This window comes from Microcoleus sp. FACHB-672 (assembly GCF_014695725.1).
GTDB lineage: Bacteria > Cyanobacteriota > Cyanobacteriia > Cyanobacteriales > Oscillatoriaceae > FACHB-68.
The window spans coordinates 121,836-143,325 of sequence record NZ_JACJOU010000026.1 but is presented as its reverse complement, the minus strand read 5'-3'; the positions used below and the strand labels follow the sequence as shown (position 1 = coordinate 143,325).

Annotated in this window: 17 protein-coding genes; 9 read left to right on the top strand and 8 right to left on the bottom strand. The window is 46.6% G+C overall.

Features of this window, described 5'->3' with window-relative positions:
* Window positions 1-35 precede the first annotated feature (35 nt).
* On the bottom strand, window positions 36-1,466 hold the full coding sequence (locus H6F56_RS20710; protein WP_190672031.1) for a DNA-methyltransferase: 1,431 nt from the start codon (window positions 1,464-1,466) through the stop codon (window positions 36-38).
* 403 nt (window positions 1,467-1,869) lie between these two features.
* Here H6F56_RS20710 and urtA point away from each other — a divergent pair, with 403 nt between their 5' ends.
* Complete coding sequence (gene urtA, locus H6F56_RS20700; protein WP_190672024.1) at window positions 1,870-4,689, top strand: urea ABC transporter substrate-binding protein; 2,820 nt, start codon at window positions 1,870-1,872, stop codon at window positions 4,687-4,689.
* 161 nt (window positions 4,690-4,850) lie between these two features.
* Here urtA and H6F56_RS20695 read toward each other — a convergent pair whose 3' ends face one another.
* From H6F56_RS20695 to H6F56_RS20680, 4 genes are all read right to left on the bottom strand, one after another.
* Complete coding sequence (locus H6F56_RS20695; protein WP_190672021.1) at window positions 4,851-5,363, bottom strand: hypothetical protein; 513 nt, start codon at window positions 5,361-5,363, stop codon at window positions 4,851-4,853.
* A 106-nt stretch (window positions 5,364-5,469) separates the two neighbouring features.
* A complete protein-coding gene (locus tag H6F56_RS20690; RefSeq protein WP_190672018.1) occupies window positions 5,470-5,910 on the bottom strand; it encodes a hypothetical protein in 441 nt (146 codons plus the stop codon).
* 123 nt (window positions 5,911-6,033) lie between these two features.
* Window positions 6,034-6,222: a CsbD family protein gene (locus tag H6F56_RS20685; RefSeq protein WP_190672015.1), complete on the bottom strand. Its 189-nt coding sequence runs from the start codon at window positions 6,220-6,222 to the stop codon at window positions 6,034-6,036.
* Window positions 6,223-6,684: 462 nt separating this feature from the next.
* A complete protein-coding gene (locus tag H6F56_RS20680; RefSeq protein ID WP_190672011.1) occupies window positions 6,685-6,867 on the bottom strand; it encodes a CsbD family protein in 183 nt (60 codons plus the stop codon).
* 337 nt (window positions 6,868-7,204) lie between these two features.
* Here H6F56_RS20680 and uvrB point away from each other — a divergent pair, with 337 nt between their 5' ends.
* Together uvrB and H6F56_RS20670 are read left to right on the top strand one after the other, a co-directional pair.
* Window positions 7,205-9,208: an excinuclease ABC subunit UvrB gene (gene uvrB / locus H6F56_RS20675; RefSeq protein WP_190672278.1), complete on the top strand. Its 2,004-nt coding sequence runs from the start codon at window positions 7,205-7,207 to the stop codon at window positions 9,206-9,208.
* Window positions 9,209-9,321: 113 nt separating this feature from the next.
* The gene (locus H6F56_RS20670) at window positions 9,322-10,431 is read left to right on the top strand and encodes an acyltransferase family protein (protein WP_190672008.1); all 1,110 of its coding nucleotides are present in this window, start codon (window positions 9,322-9,324) and stop codon (window positions 10,429-10,431) included.
* Between the two features lie 50 nt (window positions 10,432-10,481).
* Here the strand turns inward: H6F56_RS20670 and H6F56_RS20665 are convergent, their stop codons facing one another.
* Window positions 10,482-11,318: a dienelactone hydrolase family protein gene (locus H6F56_RS20665; RefSeq protein ID WP_190672006.1), complete on the bottom strand. Its 837-nt coding sequence runs from the start codon at window positions 11,316-11,318 to the stop codon at window positions 10,482-10,484.
* Window positions 11,319-11,449: 131 nt separating this feature from the next.
* Between H6F56_RS20665 and H6F56_RS26970 the strand changes: the two genes are divergently transcribed.
* The 6 genes from H6F56_RS26970 to H6F56_RS20640 all read left to right on the top strand — a co-directional run bounded on the left by H6F56_RS26970 (window position 11,450) and on the right by H6F56_RS20640 (window position 19,204).
* Complete coding sequence (locus H6F56_RS26970; RefSeq protein WP_255513762.1) at window positions 11,450-11,575, top strand: hypothetical protein; 126 nt, start codon at window positions 11,450-11,452, stop codon at window positions 11,573-11,575.
* A gap of 169 nt (window positions 11,576-11,744) precedes the next feature.
* The gene (locus H6F56_RS20660; protein ID WP_190672004.1) at window positions 11,745-12,893 is read left to right on the top strand and encodes a DegT/DnrJ/EryC1/StrS family aminotransferase; all 1,149 of its coding nucleotides are present in this window, start codon (window positions 11,745-11,747) and stop codon (window positions 12,891-12,893) included.
* Between the two features lie 85 nt (window positions 12,894-12,978).
* Window positions 12,979-13,863, top strand: coding sequence for a cyanoexosortase B (gene crtB, locus H6F56_RS20655; protein WP_190672002.1), 885 nt, complete (start codon window positions 12,979-12,981; stop codon window positions 13,861-13,863).
* A 111-nt stretch (window positions 13,864-13,974) separates the two neighbouring features.
* Entirely contained in the window at window positions 13,975-14,709 is a 735-nt protein-coding gene (locus H6F56_RS20650; RefSeq protein WP_190671999.1) for a cyanoexosortase B system-associated protein, read from the top strand.
* 209 nt (window positions 14,710-14,918) lie between these two features.
* On the top strand, window positions 14,919-16,826 hold the full coding sequence (locus tag H6F56_RS20645) for a polysaccharide biosynthesis/export family protein (protein WP_190671997.1): 1,908 nt from the start codon (window positions 14,919-14,921) through the stop codon (window positions 16,824-16,826).
* A gap of 176 nt (window positions 16,827-17,002) precedes the next feature.
* Window positions 17,003-19,204, top strand: a complete 2,202-nt coding sequence (locus tag H6F56_RS20640; RefSeq protein ID WP_190671994.1) for a GumC family protein — start codon at window positions 17,003-17,005, stop codon at window positions 19,202-19,204.
* A 47-nt stretch (window positions 19,205-19,251) separates the two neighbouring features.
* On the opposite strand, the gene H6F56_RS20635 is transcribed toward H6F56_RS20640, so the two are convergent.
* Complete coding sequence (locus tag H6F56_RS20635; RefSeq protein WP_190671991.1) at window positions 19,252-19,974, bottom strand: rhomboid family intramembrane serine protease; 723 nt, start codon at window positions 19,972-19,974, stop codon at window positions 19,252-19,254.
* Between the two features lie 527 nt (window positions 19,975-20,501).
* Window positions 20,502-21,449 carry an alpha/beta fold hydrolase gene (locus H6F56_RS20630; RefSeq protein WP_190671988.1) on the bottom strand — a complete coding sequence of 316 codons (948 nt, stop codon included), beginning with the start codon at window positions 21,447-21,449 and terminating at the stop codon, window positions 20,502-20,504.
* Between the last annotated feature and the right edge of the window lie 41 nt (window positions 21,450-21,490).

Sequence of the window (21,490 nt, the reverse complement as noted above, 5' to 3'; positions counted from 1 at the left end):
ACGACTTTTTAGATAAATTTAATAAATTTGAAATTTCAAGGACTCTTAAGACGCTTTCCTTCTTCCAAGATTTCTTGAATTGTGACAAGTTGCAAACGAGGGTGGATATTTCCATTTATTTTACAATAATAAAATCCGTAAGATTGAGCTTTTTCTATAACAGCCCTACTTTTTTTCAAAACAATGTAAATAACCAGACTAGCTTTTTCATTTATTATAATTTTATGCATTTCTTCTATATTTGAAAAATTTATATTATTTCGCTTAACTTGCAATATTATTTTATGAAGCTCTCCATGTTCTCCTAAAAAATAGACAATACCTTCTATTCCTGGGGTGGAACCTTTTTTCTCTTGAATGAGCGCTTGGTTATTTGAATAGGTAAGAATCGCCCATTTTTCATATTCAGTGCGCCGGCAATTGCTTTGAACGCTGGCAAGGGCGATTGCCGACTCCCTATCTTTGGGAATGCCAATCAGTTGAATTTGGGAGAGTACGTGACTGCCAAAAGAATTTTCAAGGCGTTTAAGAACTAGACTAATACTTTGATAGGTAATATCTATTCCTATCCACTGCCGGTTGAGGCGCTGAGCAACGGCTAAAGTTGTTCCGCAACCGCAGTAAGCATCTAATACAACATCGCCTTCATTACTGCTAACTTTGATAATACGGTCTAAGAGCGCTTCTGGTTTCTGGGTTGGGTAGCCTAACCGTTCTTTATCTTGCCGATTTAATGTCTCGATATCTGTCCAGTAATCTTCAGCAATTTTTCCTTCATCTAAATAGTATTTATATAGTTTCCCTGTTTTTTTATCAGTTTTTTGCTGATATTGTCGGCCTGCTGCATCTATCCTCACTTTCATATGAGAGTTTGGTTTTCTACATATTGATGCAGCTTTTTCATTGAACGTGTAAGTTTCAGCATTTTTCGTATAAAATAAAATAATATCATGCTTTTTTGCAAACTTTTTATTACTTTTCCCGCCAATGGAATAACACCAAACGATTTCATTTTTAAAATCGCCACCGGAAGGGCAAAAAACGGCATCAAGGACTAGCTTAAGATAATGGCCGGCAGTCGGATCGCAGTGGAGGTAAAAACTCCCATTTGGCTTTAAAATGCGATGAATTTCAGTAACTCTCAAAGTAATGCTGACTAAATAAGCCAGTAAGCTGCCTTTGCTCAATACTTTTGATAAGCCGGCCATTAAATCAATCGTTTGGGTTGTAAATTTATTTCGATAATTATTAATGATTTGAGAAAAGCCGACCTCTGCAAAATCATCCCAAGCCCAAGTATCTGTAAAAGCTTGCGTTTTCCATTGATTCCCTTGATTGTTATAAAGTTGGTAGTAGCTGCGATTGGAGTTAAAAGGTGGGTCAATATAGCATAAATCTACAGAATTATCTGGAATGAACTGACGCAGCATTTCAAGATTGTCGCCGTAAAATAATCGGTTAGTCATAGAATTAAGGGCGCATAAATTAACCGATATTAGGATAGCCGACGAGCCTAACTCATTGGATTAAATGTGGAGTGCAGACATCTTGCCGGTTTGCCGCTATCTTAGAAAGGATATTGATTCGAGTTCCCTATTTTTGGATACCGGCACGCCAGATTGGGCCAACATCTACAGCTTTGCAATCAAAAAATTTACGTTTGTCAGAAGTCTACTCTGAGCCGGCAGTCGTTTCATAACATTTTGAGGGATTGAAGATCAGCCATGAATGCTCACCTGTCAGTTCTCGGTTTTAAATTTTTGATTGTATATTCGATTTAGAGATTTGTGCAAATTGCGTTAAAACCCAGATTTGGCGAGATTGAATTAAAATTTCAGGGTTAGAGCCATAAAATTAATAGAAAACCGTATGGGAGCAAACAGCACTCACCCTACTCGGAAACTGAACACCGGCACTACCCCGATTAAAATTGGCGTGCTGCATTCCCTCACCGGCACCATGTCGATCAGTGAGATTTCAGTCAAAGATGCAACCCTGCTGGCAATTGATGAAATTAATGCCGCAGGCGGAGTTTTAGGATGCCGGCTCGAAGCAATTATTGAGGATGGGGCGAGCGATTTGCAAACCTTTGCCCAGAAGGCGAAGAAATTGCTGCAACAGGAACAGGTAGCCGTCGTGTTTGGCTGCTGGACTTCTGCCAGTCGCAAAGCCGTGCTGCCGGTGTTTGAAGGGTTGAATGGATTGCTTTTTTATCCCGTGCAGTATGAAGGTTTAGAGCAGTCTCCGAATGTCTTCTACACCGGCGCTGCGCCTAACCAGCAAATTATCCCTGCAGTAGATTACTTACTGGCTCAGGGCAAGCGGAAAATTTACCTGATTGGCTCGGATTGTATCTTTCCGCGTACCGCCAACCCCATTATCAAAGCGCAATTGGCGGCACAGGGGGGAGAGTTGGCGGGAGAAGATTATATTCCCCTGGGTGGTACAGATTTCAGCACGGCAATCGCCCACATTCAAGCTTCGCAACCCGATGCAATTGTTAATAGTCTCAATGGCGATAGCAACATCGTTTTCTTCCAACAGTTGAGAGAAGCCGGTTTTACAGCCGAAGATTTGCCGGTGATGTCTGTGAGTTTGGCAGAAGAAGAAGTGCGAAAAATTGGCGTTGAAAATATTGCTGGACATCTGGTGGTTTGGAACTATTTTCAAACCCTTGAGACAGCAGAAAACCGGCAGTTTGTCAAAGCTTACAAGGAAAAATACGGTCAAAATCGCGTCACAGATGACCCCATCGAGGCGGCATACTTGGGCGTTTATCTGTGGAAGCAAGCCGTAGAAAAGGCAGGTTCAACAGACGTGGCGAAGGTGAAGGCGGCTGCTAAAAATATCGAGTTTGCCGCGCCGGGAGGCATTGTTAAGATAGATAGCAAAACCCAGCATACTTGGAAAACCGTGCGCGTCGGCAAGGTAAGAGCAGACGGCTTGATCCGGGAAATCTGGAATTCTGGAGAGCCGGTGTGCCCCGATCCGTTCCTCAAACTTTATCCTTGGGCGGCAGGATTTTCTAAACGAAGGTTCCGGGGAGGAATTCGCACCTCCTTGATCGCGCTGTTTAGCGCCCTGGGAATGCTCACCTCGCTGGCGGTGTGGGTTGGGTGGATCAGCGCAACGCAACTCAAAAGCGCGAGTGCAGCGCTCTCGGTGGCAAATGACGAGACAGCGCAAAAGTTGGTGCTGGAGGCGAGCGCAGCGGCAAATCACAGTCAGTTTTTGTTGCTGCTGGCGCTGCTTTTAAACGTGGTGGGGATGCCGGTGGCGCTGCTTGTCGTCTCTCGGATTACCCGTGCCTTGGCTGAAGTGACGCACACGGCTCAACTGCTATCGAGTGGCGATTTGAGCGTGCGATCGCCGGTGACTTCTAGGGATGAAATCGGGCTGCTTTCCTCAACTTTGAATACAATGGCTCAGCAAGTGGGCAGCTTGCTCAAGGGTTTAGAAGTGCGAAGCCGGCAACTTGAAGAACGTAGCCTTGAGCTGCAAGCTGCTAAAGAGGCAGCAGAAGCCGCTAGCCGCGCCAAAAGCACATTTTTGGCGAATATGAGCCATGAGTTACGCACACCTCTCAACGCCATTATTGGCTACAGCGAGATGCTACAAGAGGAAGCCATAGATTTAGGCTATGGGGATATGCAACCCGATCTCGATAGGATTTGCATCGCTGGAAAACACTTGCTAACAATGATCGGCGATATTCTTGATATCTCGAAAATAGAAGCCGGCAGAATGATTCTTTGTCCAGAAACTTTTGATGTAGCAGATTTAATTGATGAGATTGCGGTGAGTTTTCGGCCTTTGATTGCAAAAAATGGTAACACTTTGACGGTCAATTGCGACCACAACCTCGGCACGATGTATGCTGACTTAACGAAACTGCGGCAATCACTTTTTAATCTGCTCAGTAACGCCGCTAAATTTACTCACCAAGGTAGAATTACCCTGACGGTGAGTGCAGGAGAGGGCGATGCTGAGGATTCATCGTTTATTGTATTTTCTGTCAGCGACACCGGCATTGGCATGACACCGGCACAGATGGCGAATCTTTTCCAGCCATTCACCCAGGCAGATGCCTCCATGTCGCGTACCTATGGAGGCACCGGCTTAGGGCTTGCGATTACTCAGAAATTTTGCCAAATGCAGGGCGGCGAAATTTCTGTCAAAAGCGAAGCCGATTGTGGATCTACTTTTACGATTCGCCTGCCGGTGGTGGTTAAAACTGAGGAAGAAATTGAGATAGGTGATGCTGAAGTAAAGTCTCAGGTTTGGGATAGCTGTGTTCTGAGTCTTGTTACAACTGTATTAGTGATTGATGACGATCTTGACGCACGGGAACTGATTGCGCGGTGCTTGGTTAAAGAAGGATTTCGGGTAGTGGCGTCGGCAGGCGGCGAGGCGGGATTGCGACTAGCAAAGGAATTGCGTCCAGATGCGATTATTTTGGATGTAATGATGCCTCGTATGGATGGCTGGGCGGTACTTTCAGCGCTTAAAGCCAATCCGATTCTGGCTGATATTCCTGTGATTGTGCTGACGTTTGTGGAGGATAAAAATCAGGGATTTGCTCTGGGGGCAACCGAGTATTTGATGAAGCCGGTTGATTACAAAACTTTTACGGATCTTTTGAATAAAATTAGTGATCGCAATGCTTTAAGTTCATCACGCAGCAGTTAGAATTTTACTGCTTCTGGGACACGACAATATTTGTTTTTTAACCGCTGATAAACGCAAATGAATTTGAGGATTGGATGCCGGCAATAAAAAAAGGGAGATCATAAATGATCACCCTTAAATACCCAGAAAAACAAATTTTTTGACAGCTTTTGAAGCTGAGCTTAGTGACGATTGCCCAACCACTTAGCAGCAACTACGCCCACGATAGCAGCCACAAGGGGATTGCCGAGGAATTTCATTAAATCAGGCTTATCGGCTAATACCTCTTGGAACACATCGGGATGTGAGTGATAGGTAAAGGATGCCAGTTTAGCAACATCATCAGAAGTCATGTGGCTAGCATGATGTGTTGAAAGTCCCAGTTGTTGCTCTAGCTGCTTGTCCTTAAGACCTCTCTTTTCCAAATGCTTGAAGAATTCGCGAGCAACATCATCCCGTTCATTGGGTTTGATTTGTGCGATTGCTTTTTGCAGTTCGGGTTCCAACTGGCTGGGAGGAATATTACTGTGTTGAAGAGACTTACCGAACAATTGGCGACGCTCATTAGGCGTTGAGCGTTGAGCGAAATCGTCAAAGTTTTGGTAATCTTGGGTAGGGGCGTCGCTCATCATTTCGCTATCGCCCTGGGCCAAATCACTCATGATATGGCGTTTGTATTGGTCGCTTGTACTCATTTGATTTTTCTCCTGCTTTGAGTCAATTGCTTTTTGCTCAGACATCAAATTTTCATGAATGGCGGCAACTTTACCCGCTTTTCAAAATGTCTGAAACTGCCTGTTATTAACCGGCTTTATAGTCAATTTTGTTTGACTGTTGATCGTACTTAGCTGTCAAAATTAGTTTCTTATCAGGGGCGTAAACTAACACGCTAACATCCTGATTCGGGAAATTGTGATGAAAGCCCTGCGCTAAGGAACGAGCTAAATCTTTTACTTCGTTTGGACTGACTTTCGGTGTAATTACAACACCCAGCTTGTTGTCGTCACGCACGTAAGCATCTTGAACCAGTCCTTTCGCTGTCTGCACCACCCAAGCACCAAACTCTTGACCGGCTGCGCTATTACCACGTTCTAATTGGGAATAAGCCAAGGTGCCGGTGCTTCCAGGTAAACTTGTTGGACTTTGGGCAGTTGTTGCTCCCCCACAAGCTGTTGCTGTGCTGAGAACTAATACCAAAACAAGCGCTATCAAAGCTTTCCGAATTTGTTGAAAGAAACCCACTTTAACCTCCTTTAAAAACTGTGTTTGTAAAGTGACTTTTAGACCACCGTGTATTTAAAGCACTAAAAAAGGTCGAAGGGCTAGATAAGAAATGATTTATCCAGCCGACCTCGACAGGAAGACTTATAGCTTGTCAATGGTGTCCTTGACTTTATCTTTGAGATCTTCACCAGCGTGGCGGGTTTGGCCTTCTGCTTGTTTCATTTTGCCTTCAGCTTTATCTTGAGGATCGCCGGTGACTTCACCCATCGCTTCTTTAGCTTTGCCTTCAAGATTGCTGGCTGTTGCTTTGGCTCTATCTTCTATGCTCATTTTGTTACTCCGTATTTGTTTGATATCGTTTTATCTACTTATCATCGTATTGGCTGGTCTTCATCAAGCCATCTACCCGCAGGCGGATTAAAGATAAACGCTGTCTCCGACTCTTGGGGGATAGTTGGGGATCGCGGGTTTCCTTGTAGGTTTGCAGGACAAGATGATGAAAAAGCAGAATATTCCTGCTAATCATCTGCTAAAGTTAGTCATGAATTAAAGATATCAAGTTTTTTTAAAGCTGTAGGTTCCAGATTTAGCGGCAACCGCCCTCATCTGCTAAGCATTTATTTTTTTGTCCAGATTGAAGGGGATAAGGGGAGAGGAATGGAAGATTTGGTCGCATCCGATATAAATCACGAATCAAATGCGCTTTAGCTGAGCTTCTAAATCTTCTGTTTAATAGAAGAAGGGTCTGGATAGCCAATGAGTTACCCAAACCCTCCAGTAAAAGTATGATAGTTAGTCCAGCCTGTGGTCGATCTCTTCTTTTAATTCTTCTGCAGCATGGCGAGTTTGCGAGTCGAGTTCCTTCGCTTTACCTTCAACTCGATCTTCAGGATCGCAGGTAGTTTCACCTACCGCTTCTTGAGCCTTGCCTTCAAAATTCTCTCCAATCACTTTTGCTCTTTCTTGGATGCTCATAAGCTTTCTCCTTATTTTTGAGCGCTTTGAACTTAAGTGAAAGTTGCAACTTTAATTTTAAGTCTATTCTTAGCTTAAGCAATATAGTTGAGCCAGCCCTCTACCTGAAGGCTGATTAAATTCAGTAATTTTTATTAATTTTCTGTTAAAATAAGAGAAGGATGGGATTAAACTTTTCGAGTTAATAATTGTTAAAAAAGTTCATAAAAGCAGAAGTTGAAGTTCTGCCGGCCTGAAACGCTTTCTTTGCCTATATTAAGTAAAACATTGTCCTAGCCGGCCCTGTATCGGGCTGCCGGTGTTAACATTCCATTTGGAAGCCACTGCGAAAGACGTTATGGTGCAATTTCAACTCCAAGCCCCCTTTCAACCCACCGGCGACCAGCCGCAAGCCATCGCACAACTGGTTAAGGGTATTCAAGCCGGTCACCCCTATCAAACCCTGCTGGGGGCCACCGGCACCGGCAAAACCTTCTCCATCGCCTCAGTGATTCAGCAAATCCGCAAACCCACCCTCGTACTTGCCCACAACAAAACCCTCGCTGCCCAGCTCTGCAACGAATTGCGGGATTTCTTCCCGAACAATGCCGTTGAATACTTTGTCAGTTACTACGACTACTATCAACCGGAAGCTTATATTCCCGTCACCGACACCTATATCGAAAAAACCGCCTCAATTAACGATGAAATTGATATGCTGAGGCACTCAGCCACTCGTTCGTTATTTGAGCGCCAGGATGTAATTGTCGTTGCTTCAATTAGCTGCATTTACGGATTAGGAATTCCCTCAGAATATTTAAAAGCTTCTATCCCTTTAAAAGTGGGAAGCGAAGTTAATCAACGTCAATTGCTACGAGAATTGGCCGGCGTGCAATATACGCGCAACGACTTAGATTTAGGTCGAGGCCGGTTTCGTGTAAAAGGCGATGTTTTAGAAATTGGCCCTGCTTATGAAGACCGAATTATTCGAGTAGAGTTTTTCGGCGATGAAATTGACGCGATTCGCTATCTTGACCCCGTAACCGGCAACATCATCCAAAGCGTAGAAGCCCTGAATATTTACCCAGCGCGTCACTTTGTTACCCCACAAGATCGCCTAGATATTGCTTGCCAAGACATTGAGTCGGAATTAGAAAGCCGGCTGGAAGAATTGCAAAAAGAAGGGAAATTATTAGAAGCCCAGCGGCTAGAACAACGCGCCCGCTACGATCTGGAGATGTTGCGAGAAGTGGGTTACTGCAATGGCGTTGAAAACTATTCTCGTCACTTAGCAGGGCGGATTGCCGGTGAACCCCCAGAATGTTTAATTGATTATTTCCCGAAAGATTGGCTACTCGTGATTGATGAATCTCATGTTTCAGTCCCACAAATTCGGGCGATGTATAATGGCGACCAAGCACGGAAAAAAGTGTTAATTGAGCATGGATTTCGCCTTCCCAGCGCAGCCGATAATCGCCCCCTAAAAGCTGATGAATTTTGGGAAAAGGTTAACCAGTGTATTTTTGTTTCGGCTACCCCCGGAGACTGGGAAATCGAAAAATCAGAAGGTCAGGTGGCGGAACAAGTGATTCGCCCCACCGGCGTGATTGATCCAGAAATTTTTGTGCGGCCAACATCTGGTCAAATTGATGATTTATTAGGAGAAATTAAAGACAGAGTTGACCGGAAAGAACGCACGCTGATTACAACTTTAACCAAGCGCATGGCAGAAGATTTGACAGAATATCTCCAAGAGCGCGGGATTAAAGTTCGGTATCTGCATTCTGAAATTCAATCGATTGAGCGCATTGAGATTCTCCAAGCGTTGCGTGAGGGTGAATTTGACGTGCTAATTGGCGTCAATTTGCTGCGGGAAGGATTAGATTTGCCAGAAGTTTCTCTCGTCGCAATTTTGGATGCAGACAAGGAAGGGTTTTTGCGGGCGGCGCGTTCCCTCATTCAAACCATCGGGCGGGCGGCGCGTCATGTGCAGGGGCAAGCGATTTTATATGCCGATAATCTCACCGACAGCATGATCAAAGCAATTGATGAAACGGATCGCCGGCGGGGGATTCAAACCGCGTATAATAAACTGCACGGAATTACACCGCAGTCAATTGCCAAGAAATCAGGAAATGCTATTTTGTCGTTTTTAGATCTGTCGCGCCGGCTCAACGCTCAGCAGTTGGAAACCGTTTGTGAACAGGCGGATGAGCTTTCTATAGATCAGATTCCTGAGTTAATCGGCCAATTGGAAGCTCAAATGAAAGAAGCGGCGAAGAAAATGGAATTTGAGGAGGCAGCGAAGTATCGAGATCGCATTAAAAATTTGCGAGATCGAATGCTCGGAAATCACGGATAATCAAGACATTCTAACTATCCCCATTAAAGGGTCATGGGTAATGAGCGTAAAATTTGCCCATTATCTATGACCCGTTTCCAAAATTGCCTATTTGAGGTTAGTGTTAGGAAACTATGAACAAATTAGAAGAAGTCGCTCAAAAACCCAACAGAAACATTACTGCTGATATTTTGAAAACTCTGGGCCTGATTTTAATTATTATGGCCCACACAGATTTTCCCACCAACTTCGACCGGCTGCGAGAATTTGACGTGCCAATGATGGTGATTGTATCAGGAATCCTTTTTGATTATTCTTGTAAGAATAGAACCTATCAATTTGCTGATTACTTGAAAAAAAGAATTCCCCGTCTCATCGCTCCAGTTTGGTTATTTTTAGCCTTTTTCTTTGGCTTTTACTATATTTACTATTTGCTACTTGGAAAGTTAACAAAATATCCTTTTTCTTCTCAAAAAATTCTAGACACGTTTTTTTTAATAGATGGAATTGGGTACGTTTGGATCGTTCGAGTATTTGTGATAGTCGCTATTTTATCAGTTTTTCTTCTCAAATTACGCAGCTCATTTTCTAACATTAGTCAATTTTTCATCGCGATTTTGGCAATTTTCACAGTTCATGAAGCAATCATTAGCGCTATCTACACAAACAACTTAGAAAGTTCACTCCAAGAATCGACAACTTTTATATTATTTTCTATCATTCCCTATGGCTTCTTGTTTGGTTTAGGAATGTGTGTGCCTAGAATGACTAAAAAAGAGTTAGTTTGGGTTGCATCCTTCTTTGGAGCTTTATTTTTCTTTATACTCTTTTATAAATATTCTTATTTTGGTCATTTTATTCCCTTGCGGATATTGAAGTTTCCTCCCAGAGTTTACTATGTGGCTTATGGAATTTTTATGACGATTTTTATCTACCTAACCATAGATAAGTTTAAAATGTCTCAATTTTTGAATAAAAATCGTCAGATTAGTAGTTGGATATTATTCATCAGCTCATCCACATTATGGATATACTTATGGCATATTTTTTTTATATACAACTGGTATTTGATTAGAGTCAAGTTACCGCAAGTCTTGAATAACTTTGTGGTCTTCTTTTTAGTTGTTGCGGTTTTATCAATCGCAACAACTTACTGGCAAAAAAAAGTAATGTCTAGGCTGATAGAAACCTCGCAATTCGGTCAGAAGCACTCAGAGATTCTTGGTATTTTGTTTTTGAAATAGCTTAAAGAAGGTTTAATTGGGGTTAAACCGGCAACCCCAATTAAACCCGATTAAGCAACGCCATGCTGCTTAAACCACGCCTGTAAGCGCTGCCAGCCATCTTCAGCCGCCTCTTGGCGATAACTGGGCCGGTAGTCAGCAAAGAAAGCGTGAGGCGCATCCGGATATAGAATAATTTCCGAACCACTGTTGCCGGCTTTCAACGCTTCCTGCATTTGTTCAACGGTTTCATTAGGAATTCCCTGATCACTGCCGCCATAAAGCCCCAAAACCGGCACCTTCAAATCAGCAGCAATATCAATCGGATGCTGGGGCGTTAACGGCTTAGATTCCCCCACCAAACGCCCATACCAAGCAACTCCAGCTTTAACATTGGGATTATGGGCAGTATATAGCCAAACCATTCGACCCCCCCAACAAAAGCCGGTGATACCAATCTTATCCGGATTACCTTTACTGGATGTTTTTGCCCAAGCAACCGCCGCATCTAAATCAGACAGTGCTTGCTCATCTGGAACTTTAGAAACAACTTTAGAAATGATTTCTTGAACATCACTTAGCTGAGAAACATCGCCTTGACGAGCAAACATTTGAGGCGCAATGGCTAAATATCCCAACTTCGCAAATCGGCGGCAAACATCTTGAATGTGTTCATGTACCCCAAAAATTTCTTGCACCACCAGCACAATGGGAAAATTCTCACCCGTTGCCGGCATTGCCCGATAAGCCGGGATTTCACCATCGGTGACAGGAATCATCACCTCACCCGCCACCAAACTTTCACTATCTGTCGTGATCACTTCAGCCGAAATCGGATGAACGGCTAACGCAAATCCAGCCGCCAAAGCACTCGTAATAATAAATTTCCGGCGTGTAAAATCAGGCATTTGCTGTTCTCTCCTAGGACACCAGAAAGGATTTTAACCGATTACCCAATTTCTAGTGGAACAACTGCGTGTTTTTACCGGCATCGGGAGGCGGCTATTTTTCCAGGGTAAAGCAACTGTAACAGTCACAGATGCCACTGTCTGAAGCGGATCTGCGCTTTGTTCTTAGCACCATTAGCCGCAAAACAGAAACCCTTACCTTTTCATCTGATCGCCGCGAGAAATTTTTCCTGACAATCGTAGTTTCTTTAACGTGAAACGCCTTAACCAAAGGTTAAACAAGGCTGATCTTTAAAGAAAAGTGAAAACCTTTACAGATTCTTCATAACTTGGATGTGGTGAACACCGTGGCGATCCGGCATAACAGTAATATCCAGGTCTTTTACTTGAAATGAGCGAGACCGTTGATTTTTCAATTCTCCCCCTATGACTAGCGCCTCTGTAAAAGTTCCGTTTGTTGACCTCACACTGCAACACCAGCCAATTCAAGCTGAGATAGAACAGGCGATCCAAACTGTCCTGCGGCGGGGAGATTTCGTTCTCGGTGAGACGCTGGCAGAATTCGAGTCCGCTTTCGCAGCAGCCTGCGGTGTCCCCTATGGCATTGGCGTTGCCTGTGGAACCGATGCGACTGCCCTGGGATTGCAAGCCTGTGGCATCGATACCGGCGATGAAGTCATATTACCGGCCAACACGTTTATTGCCACCTTAATCGGCGTCCTACGTGCCGGCGCGACGCCAATCTTAGTCGATTGTGACCCGCAAACTGCTCTGATAGACCTGGCAGCCGCCGAAGCCGCCATCTCACCTAAAACACGCGCGATCTTACCCGTCCATCTTTACGGACAGATGGTTTCCCCACGGCAACTACGAGACTTCGCCGGCACCTACAACCTACTGATTTTTGAAGATGCTGCCCAAGCTCATTTAGCGGAACGAGAAGGCTACCGCGCCGGCTCAATCGGCACGGCAGCAGCATTTAGCTTCTACCCCAGTAAAAATTTGGGTGCCTTTGGAGATGGCGGCGCAGTTGTAACCAGTGATCCAGAGGTGGCCAAAAAAATGCGAACGCTTCGCAACTACGGCGCACCGCAGAAATACTTACACACTGAAGTCGGGACAAACAGCCGACTCGATACTTTACAGGCCGCTATACTTAAGGTCAAACTGCCCTATTTAGCCGGCTGGAACCGCGCCCGCAACGAAGCCGCCCAGCGGTATGACGCGTTACTTTCCCAGTATGACGGCATTACTCCTATTCAAAACCAAAGCGGTGCAGGCCATGTTTACCATCTCTACACGATCCGCACCCTCGCTTGTGTGAGTCGCGACGCGCTTCAGGAAGAACTTGCCAAAGTCGGCATCCAAACCGGCATCCATTACCCCATTCCCTGCCACTTACAGCCGGCTTACGAGTATTTGGGCTACAAAGCCGGCGATTTTCCCCACGCAGAAGCCTTGTGCCGGGAAATTCTCTCGTTGCCAATGTATCCCGGACTGGAGGAGACGCAAATTTCCCAAGTCGCTGCCGGCATCGAATCTTTCATCACTCGCCAAGCCGCAGCCCTTCGCTGATTTTAGAGGGTTCGAGAGTTCCTTGTCTTTTGTCCTTGGTTGTTGGCAACGGACACGACAAGCCACAATTCCCTGAGTTGACATTATGCACCTTGATCGTAAAATTCCCGATGCTGTTGAGCGATACCTGTTCACCAGCCTGAGCCTCAGCCTACTGGCCATTCTCTATGCACCCTTGCTGATGCACTGGTACTCTGGCTGGCTGAAAATTACTAAAATTAGCCTCGAACACGAATATTTCAGCCACGGGTTGATCGGTTTACCCTTTGCCGCCTACATCAGCTGGATCAACCGAGATCGATGGGTCAAACTGAGCGATCACACCCATCCGTTAGGTGGATTCTTACTAGGGTTGGGGGGTGTCCTCTATCTTAGCGGGCTTCCGGATCTGGTCAATTTGTCTTTTCCAACGGTTCTTGCCGGCGCTTGTCTGTGGATAAAAGGTAAGGAAGGCATCCGGCTGCAAGCCTTTCCACTGCTGCTAGTCTTTCTTGCCACTCCCACAGAAATTCCCTATTTAATTGCTCCTTATACCTTACCCCTGCAAAGCTTCATCGCCGGCACCGCAGGCTTTATCTTGACGCAATTTGGGCTGAATGTTACGGTGCAGAACATTAATCTGTTTGTTGGAGGACGCATTGTTGAAGTCGCTCCCCACTGTGCCGGTCTTAAAATGTTGTTCACCAGTCTTTATGTCAGTTTAATGCTGCTTTACTGGACTGACACCTATCGCTCCCGTGGAACGACCCTCGTGTTTTTGTGGCTAACTGTTGTGGTTAGCGTCACTGCCAATATTCTCCGCAATACCCTGCTTACCTTATTTTATGGAACTGGCCAAGAACAGGCATTTAATTGGCTGCACGAAGGATGGGGCGGCGATCTTTATTCTGCGGGTATGCTAGCACTATTAATGGTCTTGCTCAATGGAATTGAAAAATTTAAAGAGTATTTTTATATTGATTCCGATTGATCCTAAAAATTACCTCAAGCCTTGTGGGTTTTGTTAGGGTTTGGTTCTCCCCACTTAGCTGTTAGCAAATAGCTGACAGATCACAGTCAAGTGAAAATTAAAGTTCTAGCTATGCCCCTGTCTAAGCTACTGCATCGATATCCACTGTCTAAAATTATCTTGCTGGGATTTCTGCTAGGACTGATCGGCATAGGGGCAGTTCCGGGCTACCTTGCAGGAAATTGGCGCTGGGCAAGTCCCCCCCCAGTCCCCACCCTTGAACAGCTAAAAGCGTTGCGGAAAACAGGTTTAACCATTGCCGGTTGGCAGACGCTTCAGCAGGATAATGTCCTGATCGGCGGTCACAATTGGTTACTGCTTGAAGTTCAGCACGCTCCCCAGACTAAAGCATTGATTCTGTTATTACCTCAATCTGATCCAAGTGATCAGCCGCAAGTTGAGTGGACAGACGTCAGCGGTTTGCAGCGCTGGATCTCAGATTCCTACAGTCAGATGCAGTTTACTGTTGCAGTTCCTCACCCAGCCGGTAGCAGTGGGGAAGCTAAATTTGCAGCACAACAGGTTGCAACCGTCCAAGCGCGTTTTTTACGAGCCAGAAACGAGCGGCAGACTTATGCCGTCTTGCAATGGTACGCTTGGCCTAACGGTGGCCATCCGGCACCGAGTCAGTGGTTCTGGGCAGATCGCAGGGCGCAATTATCGAACCGGCGCGTTCCTTGGGTGGCGGTGAGCATTCAAATTACTATCGAACCGTTCGGCAACATTGATCGATCCCGACAGTTGGCTGAATCCTTGGGCAAAACGGTTCAAGCTGCCTTAATGGCCGGCCCTTTAGAGAATTTATAAAAAAATGGGCAAAATAAATCGTAAAATGCCTGAATCTAGCGCCTTGAATACCTTCACAATTTTGGGTTTTGTGAAGTAAATTTATGCTCCCTGTTGTCTAAAAGTTAAGCAAATCTAACACGAGCTAGGTACAAAATACACTCAAAATTTAAAATAAATTATTAAAAATTTAAAGTTAAAAATAACCTTTTAATTGTCTTCATCTGTGTATGTTTAAATCGCCCACTGTTTCCACTCAGCAGTTAACCGCTTTTTCCCTTGCCGGACTCTATGCCGGCACCACCACCCTATTATTTACCGGCCTTGTTTGGAGCGCCCCATCCCAAGCTTACCCCGCCAGTATCCAGGCTCAAATCGGGCCAACGATTCCGGCTTCCCCAACACCGATTCCCAGCTACCCCCAACCAGCGCCACCCCCCCTCGAAATTCCCAGGCAGCCGCCACTTCAACCGATTCAGAACGCGCCTTTACCAGGATCAACCTTTGATGCCGGTCGAGCAGAAGACTATACAAACTATCGCTTAGGGCCGGGGGATCAAATTCAAATTCAAGTGCAGCGCTTTCCCGACCTGAATTTTGGGGGCGCAATTAACCCGGAAGGGAACATCGTCATGCCCCTGATCGGAAGTATATTTTTAGACGGGTTAACCTTAGCAGAAGCGCAGGCAGAAATTCGCGGGCGGCTCAATCAGTATGTGGTCGATCCAGTGATTTCCCTGGCATTAGTGGTGCCGCGCCCGGTGGATATAACAGTCGTTGGTGAAGTTGCCCAACCGGGTTTTTATGTCATTCCACCCAATATTTTACCAAGAGTGTCTTCGGCAATTCTCCTAGCCGGGGGCACCACCTCCGCCGCAGATTTGCGCTTTGTGCGCGTGCGCCGCACCTTACCCAACGGTTCCGTCGTTGAGCAAAATATTGATTTGCTCACGCCTTTGCAAACCGGCAGCACACCCCCCAGTATTCGGATAGAAGACGGTGATGCAATCGTCGTGCCAAAACAGACAATTCCTCAAGCTCAGGGTTACGACACTGCGGCGCTCGCTAACTCAAATTTGGCGGCAAAAACACCCGTTGCCGTTAGCGTCACGGGAGAAGTAGGCAGACCGGGTTTGTATGCCCTACAGCCCGGATTTTCGCGCGTGTATGACGCGTTGCTGGCTGCCGGTGGGGCCACAGCAGCCTCAGATTTGGCACAGGTGCGGGTGCGCCGTGCCCTAGGAAATGGGTCTGTGATTGAGCAAAATCTTGACCTGCTCAGCGCTTTGCAAGGAGGCGTTCTGCCGACATTTCCTCTAGCAGAAGGCGATGCGATTATTGTGCCAAAACGGCCTATTAGCTCAGATAGCGATGAGGTCAGCGAGTTAGTCGCTAATTCGACGTTAGCATCCCAGGCACCCGTTCAAGTCACCATCACCGGCGAAATCGCAAAGCCCGGTTTTTACCCGCTACAGGGCGGCGCAACGCGGGTTTCAGACGCTTTACTCACTGCCGGTGGCATTACCCAAAATGCAGATTTGCGGGCGGTGCGGGTGCGTCGGGCACTCGCTGATGGGCGCTTCAGCGAGGAAACCCTCGACCTTTTTACCCCCCTGCAAACTTCAGCCGCTTTACCCGATTTACGCTTGGCAACCGGCGATGCAGTGATCGTCCCCAGACTGGAACCGGGCCAAGATCGGGCCTATGACCGGCAGCTCGTCAGCCGATCTACTCTGGCCAAACCCAACATCATCGTTCGAGTTTTAAGTTACGCTAGTGGTGCGGCGGGTACAGTGACGCTTCCCAGTGGTAGTACGTTTGTCGATGCCTTGAACAACGTTCCTCTAGACACCGCCAACCTGCGAAAAATTGCCCTGATTCGGTTTGATCCAGAACAAGGCAGAGCAGTCACCCTAGAAATTGACGGTAAACAGGCACTTCGAGGCGAGCCGGCTCAAAATCCTCTCCTGCAAGATAACGATGTAATTGTTATTGGTCGGAATTTTGTTTCTCGAATTACCTACGCCCTCAATACGTTTACTCAGCCTTTCCGCGATATTCTCGGTTTTCTCCTATTTTTTGATTCTTTACAAAATAGCGCTGGAAATATATTTGCCCCTCCAGGAAGCCGGAGATGAGTCCGGAGTAGAAAAGTGGGACAAGGGGAGACGGATAAAAAAATGGGAATGCAAGGGAGAACTTGGATAAGTTAAATACTCATTCGCGTCATAATTTAATTAAGGGTTGACTTTTGAATAAATCAGCGATTTAAAACCCAAAATTTAAGATCTAAAATCTTCCGGAGCCGGCTGCTATGACCCCCCCAATTGTTAAGCGTTATCTCATCGCCGTAGGCAAATACAAATGGTTTGGAGTGGCTGCTTTTGTGGCGGTGTGCGGCGCTTCAGGGGTCGTGGCGATCCAGCCCGATCCGGCTCCTATCTATCTCGCTGATGGAGTGCTCACGTCTAACCGGCCTCTGGTGACTTTTGCGAAAACAACGCCTCAAATTCAAGAGCAAGGCTCAACCATTACGGAGGGGTTTCTGTTATCTCCTGATGTGATCCAATCAGTGTCAGCTCAGATGAAGGAATCTCCCAATAATATTCAAAAAAACGCCAAAGTTTGGCTGCCTAAGGAAGGGGCACCGCCGTTTATTCAAATTCAGTACACCTCGCCCGATCAAGATAAAGCGAAAGCAACGGTGGCTGCGCTGATGAAGGCAATGGTTGACTATAGCAACAAGGTCAACTCAACCCGCGTGGATGTCACCGTTCAAGAAATTCAAAAACGTTTAGTGCCGGTAACAGAGGCGCTGAAGGCGGCTGAACAAGAACTCGAACAGTTTGATCGCATTGAAGGGGCGGCGCTATCGGTGGCCCGGATTGGGGCGTTGCCGAGTGCGATTGCGACTTCTCAAGAACAGCAACGGCAACTGCGACTGGCAATAGAGGGAACTGAGGCGCAAATTCGCAGCTTGTCGAGCCGGCTGGGATTGACGCCGGATCAGGCTTATGTTTCTCAAGCGCTGAGTGCTGATCCGATTCTGGCGAACCTACACGTGCAAATGCACGCCACTGAATCGGAAATGGAAATTTTGAAGCGAGATTTGCGCGACGATCACCCCAGAATGGTGGAGTTACGCCGCAAGCAACAAGCTTATGAGGAGTTATTGCGGCAGCGCTCGGCTGAGGTGATCGGCGGAAATGGGGCGGCAGCGCCTCTGATGAGCGGTTCGGAAATCCGGCAAAACAGTAGTTTAGATCCGGCGCGGCAGCAGGTGGCTGGGTCACTAATGGGTTTGCAAACCGAGCGAGAGCGGCTGCAACAGCAATTTGAGGCGTCCGTTCGCACAGAACAGGAACTCAGGAACGAATATGCGAGTATTCCGAATAAGCAGCTCGAACGGGATCGCCGGCAGCAGCAGGTGGCGATTCAAAAAGCGCTTTACGATCAGATGCAAACGCTGTTAGCCGATACGCGAACTGCAGGGGCGGAAACGGTTAGCAGTTTGAGTATTGCGCCGCAAGGGATCAAGGTGGCTCGCCACAATAAGCCGGGGATGGGGATCGTGATGACGCTGGCAGCCGGCGCTGTGGTGGGAATTTTCAGCGGTGGCGTGCTGATCTTTTTGCTGTCTATGCTAGATGGCAAGTTTTACACGATGGAAGAGGTGCGCGGATCTCTACAGGAACGGGAGGTGCCGCTTTTAGGAATTTTACCGGCTGTCATGGTTTTTGACCTAGACAGTCACGAGATGCCGGTGATGGTGGAGTCGGATTCTCCTTATCTGGAATTTTACGAGCGGTTGCGGACAAATCTGCGTCGCGTTACTGAGAAACCTGTGAAGGTGTTGTTGCTGACCAGTGTTGGCAGAAAGGAAGGTAAGACGTTTTGTGCTTATAATTTGGCAATTGCTTCAGCAAGGGCCGGCAAACGTACGCTGCTGATTGAGGCGGATTTGCGTTCCCCTTCTCAGGCGCAATGTTTGAAGGTGGCCACCGATCCTGAAAATTCGATTGAGCCTCTGCGCTACTATGGCCAGCCAAATAGCTGCATTCGCCTGGTTCCAGAAATTGAGAACCTGTATGTGGTGCCATCACCAGGGCCGGTTCGGCAACCGGGTGGGATTTTGGAATCGAGTGAGATGCAACGCCTACTCAAGGATGTTCGGGGCCGCTTCGATTTTGTAATTGTAGATACGCCGGCGCTGAGTGCGTGTAATGATGCCCTGTTGCTGGAACCTCACACCGATGGTATGGTGCTGGTGGCTCGGCCCCTGTTCACAGAATCGGGTTTAATGACTGAGTATGTTGATTTATTAACTGAATCGGAAGAAATTCAACTTTTGGGAGCCATTATTAACGGCGCGGATACGACAGTGGAAGTTTACAGCACTGCACCGTTCCCTGAGCCGGCTGATTATGTGCCGATGAGTGGGCCACAGTCTCCTCAAGATGGACGCAAACCACAACGCCCTCAAGCTGAAGTGCATAACGTTAGGAATTTTAAATAATAGATTTTAGATTTTAGATAACGCATCCAAAATCTAAAATCTCAAATCTAAAGTTGTTCAGCCCTTGACTCTTTTGAATCATTAAATAAGCCAAGCAACGGCCCTAAAATGGCTCCAAAAACAAAGCCGCCGGCGTGCGCCCAATAAGCGATGCCGCCACCTTGCATCCCGATATCTGCCGGCGCATTCAGACCAACGATGCCGTTAAATGCTTGCTGCACAAACCAAAAACCCAGAAAGAAGTAAGCAGGAATGCGAGCCAGGGTTGAAAAGAAACCGAGGGGAATTAAGGTGACAATCTCTGCCTTGGGATATTTGAGAATATACGCTCCCATCACGCCGGCAATTGCTCCACTTGCACCCAGAGAAGGGATATCAGAGCCACTGGCAAAAAACCATTGAGTTAGGGCGGCAAGTACACCGCAACCCAGGTAAAAAATCAGGTATTTGATATGACCTAAAGATTCCTCTACGTTGTTGCCAAAAATCCAGAGGAATAGCATATTGCCGGCGATGTGGAGAAAGCCACCGTGTAGAAATTGGGAGCTAATCAGGGTCAGCCATTCCGGAAAAGGGGAAGATCCCACGCCTGTTCCTTCCAAGACCATTGTTAAGTCTCTAGGAACCACAGCCCAAGTTCTGAAAAAGGACTCAAGCACCGGCGGAGGCAAAGTTATCTCATAAATAAATACCAAGATATTGGTGATAATCAACCCGTAAGTAACGTATGGGGTGATGCGGACTGGATTTACATCGCGTAAGGGAACCACAGTTGCTTTTCCTCACTATGATAAAGTTCCCAACAAGATACTCTATTTGGCCGGCTCTCTCCGTCTGCCAATCGGCAGATTATTGAATTCTAAATTTTAGATTTTAAATTTTAGATTCAAAAATTATCCCAATTTAACTAAAGTTTTGGATTCTTAAAAAGAATTCTTATTGCCTTTAGAAATTTAAGCTTAAGTAAAAATAACACTAGCAAAACCAATTATGAAACGAAACGAATTTCTATTTATTTCAGCGCCTCATTGAGAGCAATTAAAAGTCGTGATAGACCGTTCACTGTGGAAAATCATGCATCAACAGCTCCCACTGACAACCACTTGACTTGACCAATAGGCATCAGGGTAAGCGAGCGCCTAAAACCGGCAACTATACCTATGGCTGGTTTATAGAAAGCACAGTGGACACTGCTCAGTAAATTGCCGGGTTACCGGCACGTTCAATCCTGACATTGATGTTTCAGGATTGATAGCTGGCTTCCAAAATCTTTTTAATCAGTAGAGTAGTTAATCAATCAAAAGTGACCTGAATTACGCGCATCTAGCAACTCTGACTGCTCCAAAATCCATTGCTGCAAAATTGGATTGACCAACTCTGGCGCTTCATCTTGAGGACAGTGGCCCACTCCCTCCAAGGGAATGAACTTCTGTACAGTAGAAAACTGGGCCAACTGTCGCCCCAACGCCACCGGCTCCCACGGATCTGCGGTTCCCCATAACATCAGCGCCGGACAAAGTAGCTGAGGCAGCAAATCCTCTGGCAGCGGCCCATGAGAATAGGCGGTAAACGCCACAAATACGCCCACCGCACCCGGATCACGAGCCGGCACGAGGAGCATCTCAATAAGTTCGTCTGTCACGGCTTCTGGGCGCTTATAGGCTTGCAAAAGAATCTTCCGCACGGTTGCCGGTGTAGCGAGCCGGTTAAAAAATAGCTGGCTTATCCAGTTGATCCCTAGAATTTTCTGTGCAATGGGTGCACCCAAGCTGCGATACCAGGGAAGTTGGGCGCGTTTGCGATCATGCAGCAGCCGCAAGGAACAGTTTAGCAGCGCCACCCCCAAGGCAATATCGGGATGATCAACAGCCGCTTGCATTGCGGCAATACAACCGATGGAATTGCCGATTAAAAAAGCGGGAGTGCCGGCAACTTCTCGGCAGAAATCTGCAATTTGCTGTCCCCACGTTTCAAACGTGTAGGAAATTTCAGGGCCTGGGGTAGGTTTAGCTGAGCCACCAAAGCCAATTAAATCTAAGGCGTAGACGCGGCAATTGGCCGCTAACACCGACAGGTTTTTGCGCCAGTGGCCACAAGAAGCCCCAAAACCATGTATAAGGACAACCACTGGCCCTTCCTCGCCTTGGGTTTGGTAACAGATGGGAAAGCCTCGCCAAGTCCAGGTGTGAGTGTTTGCAGTCGTGCCGGCAGCAGGGGTTGATGGGGTTGCAGCAGAGAAAGTCATGGGAGAAAAATTATCTAAAAGCTAATGGCCAATCGTCAGCG